Source organism: Micromonospora sp. NPDC004540 (assembly GCF_040610095.1).
Classification (GTDB): Bacteria; Actinomycetota; Actinomycetes; order Mycobacteriales; family Micromonosporaceae; genus Micromonospora.
Genome location: NZ_JBEXLR010000036.1, coordinates 46755 through 52754 on the forward strand (window position 1 = coordinate 46755; position 6000 = coordinate 52754).

Below are 6000 nucleotides of genomic sequence, written 5' to 3' on the forward strand. Positions count from 1 at the left end.
CCCCAGCGGCCCCTCGGCGGGCCCCGGCCTACGATCGCGGGGTGGAGGAAGACATCCGGCGGATCGGGATCATGGGCGGCACCTTCGACCCCATCCACCACGGGCACCTGGTGGCCGCCAGCGAGGTGGCGGATCGGTTCGGCCTGGACGAGGTGGTGTTCGTCCCCACCGGGCAGCCGTGGCAGAAGGCGGACGAACCGGTCAGCTCGGCCGAGGACCGCTACCTCATGACGGTGATCGCGACCGCCTCCAACCCCCGCTTCCAGGTCAGCCGGGTCGACATCGACCGGGGCGGCCCGACCTACACCGTCGACACCCTGCGCGACCTCCAGGCCGAGTACGGCCCGAAGGTGCAGCTCTTCTTCATCACCGGCGCCGACGCCCTGGAGCGCATCCTTTCCTGGAAGGACCTGGACGAGGTCCTCGAACTGGCCCACTTCATCGGGGTGACCCGCCCCGGCTTCGAGCTCTCCGACAAGCACCTGCCCGCCGACTCGGTCAGCCTGGTGCAGGTGCCCGCGATGGCGATCTCCTCGACCGACTGCCGAGCCCGGGTGGCCCGGGGCGAACCGGTCTGGTACCTGATACCGGACGGTGTGGTGCAGTACATCGCCAAACGGCGGCTGTATCAGCGGTGATTCCGCCCGGAACGTGGGCGTTTGTCCGCGTAATCGACCAGAACTCACAAGTCGTCGCCCCGACGGGTGTGAGAGGCTTGGAGGGTCGCACGGTTGATCGAAGGAGAACGGTGACAGTTTCCGAACGCGCGCACGAGCTGGCGATGGCCGCCGCCCAGGCCGCGGCCGACAAGAAGGCGCAGGACATCGTCATCATCGACGTGGGCGACCAGCTCGCGATCACCGACGCGTTCCTGCTGGCCGCCGCTCCGAACGAGCGTCAGGTGCTTGCCATCGTCGACGCCATCGAGGAGCGCCTGCTGGAGCTGCCGGAGAAGGCCAAGCCGGTCCGCCGCGAGGGCGAGCGGGGCGGCCGCTGGGTGCTGCTCGACTACGTCGACATCGTGGTCCACGTGCAGCACACCGAGGAGCGCGAGTTCTACGCCCTCGACCGGCTCTGGAAGGACTGCCCGCAGATCCCGTTCGTGGACCGGGACCTCGCCGACTCGGCCGCCGGCACCGCCGCCGCGGAATGACCCGCCTGATCATCTGGCGGCACGGCAACACCGACTGGAACGCCGCCGGCCGGGTCCAGGGGCAGACCGACGTGCCGCTCAACGACCTCGGCCGCGAGCAGGCCCGGGTCGCCGCGCCGGTGCTGGCCGCGCTGCGCCCGGACGCCATCGTCGCCAGTGACCTGCGCCGGGCCGCCGACACCGCCGCCGCGCTCGCCGCGCTGACCGGGCTGCCGGTCCGCTCCGACGCCCGGCTGCGCGAACGGCACTTCGGCCAATGGCAGGGCCTCGCCCTCACCGAGGTCGCCGAGCGCTTCCCCGACGAGTACGCCCGCTGGCGGGCCGGCGACCCCGACCCCGGCGCGGGCATCGAGAGCCTCGACGACCTGGGCAAGCGGCTCGGCGCCGCGTTCCAGGAGGCGGCCGACCTGGCCGTCGGCGGCACCGTGGTGGTGGCCACGCACGGCGGCGGCGCCCGGCAGGGCGTCGGGCACCTGCTCGGCTGGGATCACGCGGTGCTGCGCAGCGTCGGGTCGCTGGCCAACTGCCACTGGACCGAGCTGCGCCACGACGACGGCGTGCAGCGGCGGACCTCCCCGGGCTGGCACCTGCGGGCGCACAACGTCGGGCTGATCACCCAGCCCGCACTCACCGACGCGGTCTGAGCCGTTCGGCCCCGGCGCGCCGCCGTCACATCGGCTAGCGTGCCGGGCATGCCCGTCGCGGTCGTCACCGACTCCACCGCCTACCTGCCACCCGAGCTGGTCCGCGCGCACCGGCTCACCGTCGTCCCGCTGACCGTCGTGCTCAACGGCGCGGAGGGCCTTGAAGGCGTCGAGACGTTCCCGGAGGACGCCACCCGCGTGCTCAGCGGCCGGCGGGTCACCGTGAGCACCTCCCGGCCGGCCCCGGAACAGTTCGCGCAGGTCTACCGGGACCTGCTCGCCGCCGGCGCCGACGGGGTTGCCTCGGTGCACCTCTCCGCCGAGCTCTCCGGCACCGTGGAGGCGGCCCGGCTGGCCGCCGCCGAGGTCGGCGACGACCGGGTCACCGTGGTCGACAGCCGCTCCACCGGCATGGGCCTGGGCTTCCCGGTGCTCGCCGCCGCCGCGGCCGCCGCCGGGGGCGCGGACCTGTCCGGGGTACGCCGGGCGGCGCTCGACGCCGTCGACCGGACCACCATCTTCTTCTACGTCGACACCCTGGAGTTCCTCCGCCGGGGCGGCCGGATCAACGCGGCCGAGGCGCTGCTCGGCACCGCCCTCTCGGTCAAGCCGATCATGCACATGCCGGACGGCACGATCGTGGTGCGGGACAAGGTCCGTACCGCCAGCCGGGGCGTCGCGCGCCTGGTCGACCTGGCGGTCGAGGCGGCCGGTGACGCCGAGGTCGACCTCGCCGTGCACCACCTCGCCGCACCGCAGCGCGCCGAACAGTTGCTGGCGGCGCTGACCGAGCGGCTGGGCGACCGGCTGCACGACACGTACGTCTCCGAGGCGGGAGCGGTCGTCGCCGCGCACGCAGGCCCCGGCCTCGCCTGCGTCGTCGTCCACCGGCGCGCATGACCGTGTCCGCCGGTGGCCGGGCGGCCGCCGGGTCCTACGTGGTCACCGGCGGGGGCCGGGGTGTCGGGCGGGCGATCGTCGAGCGGCTGGCGGCCGACGGCGGCACGGTGGTCGTGGTCGAGCGGGACGAGGCCGCGCTGGACTGGTTGGCCGGGCACCCGTTCGCCGACCGGCTGCGCCCCGTGCTCGGCGACGCCGCCGACGAGGAGGTCACCGGGCGGGCCGCCGACCTCGCCGAGGCGGCCGCCCCGCTCGCCGGCTGGGTCAACAACGCCGCCGTGTTCCGGGACGCCGCCCTGCACCGCGCGCCGGCGGGGGAGGTGTTCGACCTGATCGCCGCCAACCTGCGCCCCGCCGTGGTCGGCGCCGCCACCGCCGTACGCCGGTTCCTGGCCGCCGGCGCCGGCGGCGCGATCGTCAACGTCTCCTCCCACCAGGCCCGCCGGGCGGTGCCGGGCGCCCTGCCGTACGCCACCGCCAAGGCCGCCGTCGAGGGGCTGACCCGGGCGCTGGCCGTGGACTACGGCGGCCGGGGGATCCGCACCAACGCGGTCGCCCTCGGGTCGATCCGCACCGAGCGGCACAGCGCCTTCCTGGCCGGCCTGGAGCCGGTCGAGGCGGACCGGGTCGAGGCGGAACTGGCCCGGCTGCACCCGGTGGGCCGGATCGGGCGTACCGGTGAGGTCGCCGAGGTGGTCGCCTTCCTGCTGTCGCCGGGAGCGGCCTTCGTCAACGGGGTGACCCTGCCGGTCGACGGGGGTCGCGCGGCGCTCGGCCTGGACCCGGAGGCAGACTGAGCACTGTGGATCGTCCCGTGGCGGGGCGATCACCCGCTTTGCCCGCGGTCAGTGGCAGCCGCAACTGCCCGCCCCGCCGCAGAGTCGCGGCGGGGCGTCCCGCTCAATACCGGTCGGGCTGGTTGTCGGCCAGGCGGCGCGCCTTGATCCGGTCGCGGGCCCACCGCAGCGACCCGCACGGTTCGGTCTGCCCCTGGCATCGCTCGCAGTGGCCCAGGATCCAGTGCCGCCGGATGATTCGCTTCGCCAACTCGGGGACCCACTCCGATCGTGGCGCTTCCCGCTCGATCATGACTAACTCCAGGAAGGGGCAGGTCCGGCCACCGATCCCTGATCAGGTAGCCGGACCGCTTACTGGGAGCCCGCCCGCCCGGCTGCTGTCTGTGCGGGCTCATGTAAGACCGTTCCCTGTCGTACCCGTCAGTGTCAAGTATGACAGCTGTCATATATAACAGTTTCGGGTTGCATAGCGTCGATGCATGGTCCGCAGGCTGTACGGCAGCGCCGAGCTACAGGAGCGCCTCCAGGTGTCCCGCGCCCGCGTCGTGCAGATCACGAGCCGGCCCGACTTTCCCGAGCCCTTCGATCGGCTGGCCGGGGGAGCGGTGTGGTTGGTAGAGGACGTCGAAGCGTGGATCAAGGTCCACCGGCCGCACCAAGCGCGGGGCACGGACCCGGACGAGTGCTGAAATCGTCGAGCCCCTGGAGCCATTAGGGCTGCCTGAGCCTTCGTCTTGATCGCCTTGGCCACGCGCCGCGTCAACTCGGCCCGTTCTCTGCCACGGCTGCAGTCACCCGACGATGCACGTCGCCTCGCTCGGGAGCTGCCACCGGCCTGCTAGCACAGTTGGGGGACGATCAGCGGTTCGTCCACAGGGCAGTTCGTCGTCCACAGGCGAGCTTTGGGGCCGGGCCTGGCTGCCCTGCGACGCCGTAGCTTCCGACCGTGCCAGACGACGAGGAGAAGACGGTGCGGCGGCGGTTGTCCCGGCTGTTCGAGCCGGTCGACGGTCTCGCCCCGCCCGGCCGTGCCGCCATGCCGGCGGGCCTCCGGCCAGGTCGGGAGGTAGAGCCTGGCCCTCCATGGCCCGCGCGGGCTTCCTCTCCTGATCCTCAACAACTCAGAGCGGTCCGGGCGCCGGTGCCCGAGCGTGCGGCTGGCTCTGCGTCCGAGCCCGATCCGGTGGGCCCGGGCCCCGGCACCGGCGAGAGGTGGCCGTTGGCGAGTCCGACTGACGAGGCGCCACCGACCGCTGCCGACGATGCCGGTGGTGGGCAGCGATCCCTGGCGTCCCGGCTGCCCGGGCCGGGCGCCTTCGATCCTGGCCGGCGAGGCGTCCGCGCCCTCGCGGTGGTGGCTGCCGTGGTGGTCCTGGTCGCGGCAGTCTGGGCCTGGCGGTCCCGACCGCAGGCCGAGCCGGTCCGCCCGGTCGCGGAGGTCGCCGCACCGGAGACCTCCGTGCCCGCGCCCACCGGCTCGGCCGGTCAGGTGGTGGTGGCGCTGGCCGGCAAGGTGCGCCGCCCCGGCCTCGTCCGTCTCCCGGCCGGCGCGCGGGTGGCCGACGCCATCGAGGCGGCCGGCGGCGCGCTGCCCGGCGTCGACGTCGCCCTGCTCAACCCGGCCCGCAAGGTCACCGACGGCGAACTGATCCTGGTGGGCGTCACCGCCCCACCCGGCCAGGCCGGTCCCTCGGCAGGAGGCGGCGGACCCGCGGCCGGCGGCGCGGCGCCGGGAGGCGGCCCGGTCAACCTGAACACCGCCACCCTGGCCGAGCTCGACGCGCTGCCCGGCGTCGGCCCGGTGCTCGCCCAGCGGATCCTCGACCACCGCGAGCAGCACGGCGGGTTCCGCTCGGTCTCCGACCTGCGGCAGGTCGACGGCATCGGCGACGCCCGCTACGAACAGCTCAAGGAACTGGTGACGGTGTGAACACCGCCGAGCCGCCCCGCGACGTCGACGGCAGCGTGGTCGACGGGGGAGTGCCCGACCTGCGGCTGGCCGGGCTGGCCGTGGCCGCCTGGCTCGCCGCACTGGCCGGCCTGCACGCCACCGTGACGGCGAGCGCCACGCTGGCCGCCGTCGCCGCCGGCCTGGCGCTGCTCACCGGCGCGCACCTGGGTGGCCTGCTCGGCCCCCCGGCCGGCCCGGTCCGCCGCTACGGCTGGATCGCGGTCGCCGTGCTGCTCGGGGTGGTCTGCGGCGCGACCGCCACCGCCGCCCGCATCGCGGTCCGCGACGCCGCCCCCGTGCGGGCGCTCGTGGCGGAGCGGACCCTGGTCACCGCCGAGCTGGTGGTCCGGGACGACCCGCGCCCGATCCGGGGCGCCGCCGGCCGCCCGGCGACCCTGTTGGTCAGCGCCGACCTGATCCGCCTCACCGACCCCACCGGCCGCCAGGTCACCGGCACGGTGAGCTCAGGTTCGGTACGCGGGGTGGTGCCGACGATCCAGCGGGGGTCGTGCCCGAGTTCCTCATCGCCCCAGTTGGTCGTCCCGAACGGCGGGT

General features: G+C 74.4%; 7 protein-coding genes and 2 pseudogenes. 8 read left to right on the forward strand and 1 reads right to left on the reverse strand.

The window, feature by feature from the left end; translation table 11 throughout:
• Positions 1–41: 41 nt before the first annotated feature.
• From nadD to ABZV78_RS14900, 5 genes are all read left to right on the forward strand, one after another.
• Positions 42–638: a nicotinate-nucleotide adenylyltransferase gene (gene nadD, locus ABZV78_RS14880; RefSeq protein ID WP_107077808.1), complete on the forward strand. Its 597-nt coding sequence runs from the start codon at positions 42–44 to the stop codon at positions 636–638.
• Positions 639–748: 110 nt separating this feature from the next.
• Positions 749–1153 carry a ribosome silencing factor gene (gene rsfS, locus ABZV78_RS14885; protein ID WP_355638794.1) on the forward strand — a complete coding sequence of 135 codons (405 nt, stop codon included), beginning with the start codon at positions 749–751 and terminating at the stop codon, positions 1151–1153.
• Positions 1150–1797: a histidine phosphatase family protein gene (locus ABZV78_RS14890; protein ID WP_355638796.1), complete on the forward strand. Its 648-nt coding sequence runs from the start codon at positions 1150–1152 to the stop codon at positions 1795–1797. The genes rsfS and ABZV78_RS14890 overlap by 4 nt, the downstream gene beginning before the upstream one ends.
• A gap of 48 nt (positions 1798–1845) precedes the next feature.
• Positions 1846–2697 carry a DegV family protein gene (locus ABZV78_RS14895; protein WP_355638798.1) on the forward strand — a complete coding sequence of 284 codons (852 nt, stop codon included), beginning with the start codon at positions 1846–1848 and terminating at the stop codon, positions 2695–2697.
• A complete protein-coding gene (locus tag ABZV78_RS14900; RefSeq protein WP_355638800.1) occupies positions 2694–3494 on the forward strand; it encodes an SDR family oxidoreductase in 801 nt (266 codons plus the stop codon). The genes ABZV78_RS14895 and ABZV78_RS14900 overlap by 4 nt, the downstream gene beginning before the upstream one ends.
• A 103-nt stretch (positions 3495–3597) precedes the next feature.
• On the opposite strand, the gene ABZV78_RS14905 is transcribed toward ABZV78_RS14900, so the two are convergent.
• Positions 3598–3786 carry a hypothetical protein gene (locus tag ABZV78_RS14905; protein ID WP_355638802.1) on the reverse strand — a complete coding sequence of 63 codons (189 nt, stop codon included), beginning with the start codon at positions 3784–3786 and terminating at the stop codon, positions 3598–3600.
• A 187-nt stretch (positions 3787–3973) separates the two neighbouring features.
• On the opposite strand from ABZV78_RS14905, the gene ABZV78_RS14910 reads away from it, so the two are divergent.
• From ABZV78_RS14910 to ABZV78_RS14920, 3 genes and pseudogenes are all read left to right on the forward strand, one after another.
• The gene (locus ABZV78_RS14910; RefSeq protein ID WP_355638804.1) at positions 3974–4183 is read left to right on the forward strand and encodes a DNA-binding protein; all 210 of its coding nucleotides are present in this window, start codon (positions 3974–3976) and stop codon (positions 4181–4183) included.
• 608 nt (positions 4184–4791) lie between these two features.
• A pseudogene (locus ABZV78_RS14915) lies at positions 4792–5424 on the forward strand (ComEA family DNA-binding protein); the annotation flags it as partial.
• Positions 5421–6000 (forward strand): annotated as a pseudogene (locus tag ABZV78_RS14920) (hypothetical protein); the annotation flags it as partial. The pseudogenes ABZV78_RS14915 and ABZV78_RS14920, both read left to right, overlap by 4 nt.

Excerpts from the sequence above, each read along its gene's own strand:
- ABZV78_RS14895 (WP_355638798.1), top strand. The coding sequence starts at position 1,846 with ATGCCCGTCGCGGTCGTCACCGACTCCACCGCCTACCTGCCACCCGAG.
- ABZV78_RS14890 (WP_355638796.1), top strand. The coding sequence starts at position 1,150 with ATGACCCGCCTGATCATCTGGCGGCACGGCAACACCGACTGGAACGCC.
- ABZV78_RS14900 (WP_355638800.1), top strand. The coding sequence starts at position 2,694 with ATGACCGTGTCCGCCGGTGGCCGGGCGGCCGCCGGGTCCTACGTGGTC.
- ABZV78_RS14910 (WP_355638804.1), top strand. The coding sequence starts at position 3,974 with ATGGTCCGCAGGCTGTACGGCAGCGCCGAGCTACAGGAGCGCCTCCAG.
- ABZV78_RS14905 (WP_355638802.1), bottom strand. The coding sequence starts at position 3,786 with ATGATCGAGCGGGAAGCGCCACGATCGGAGTGGGTCCCCGAGTTGGCG.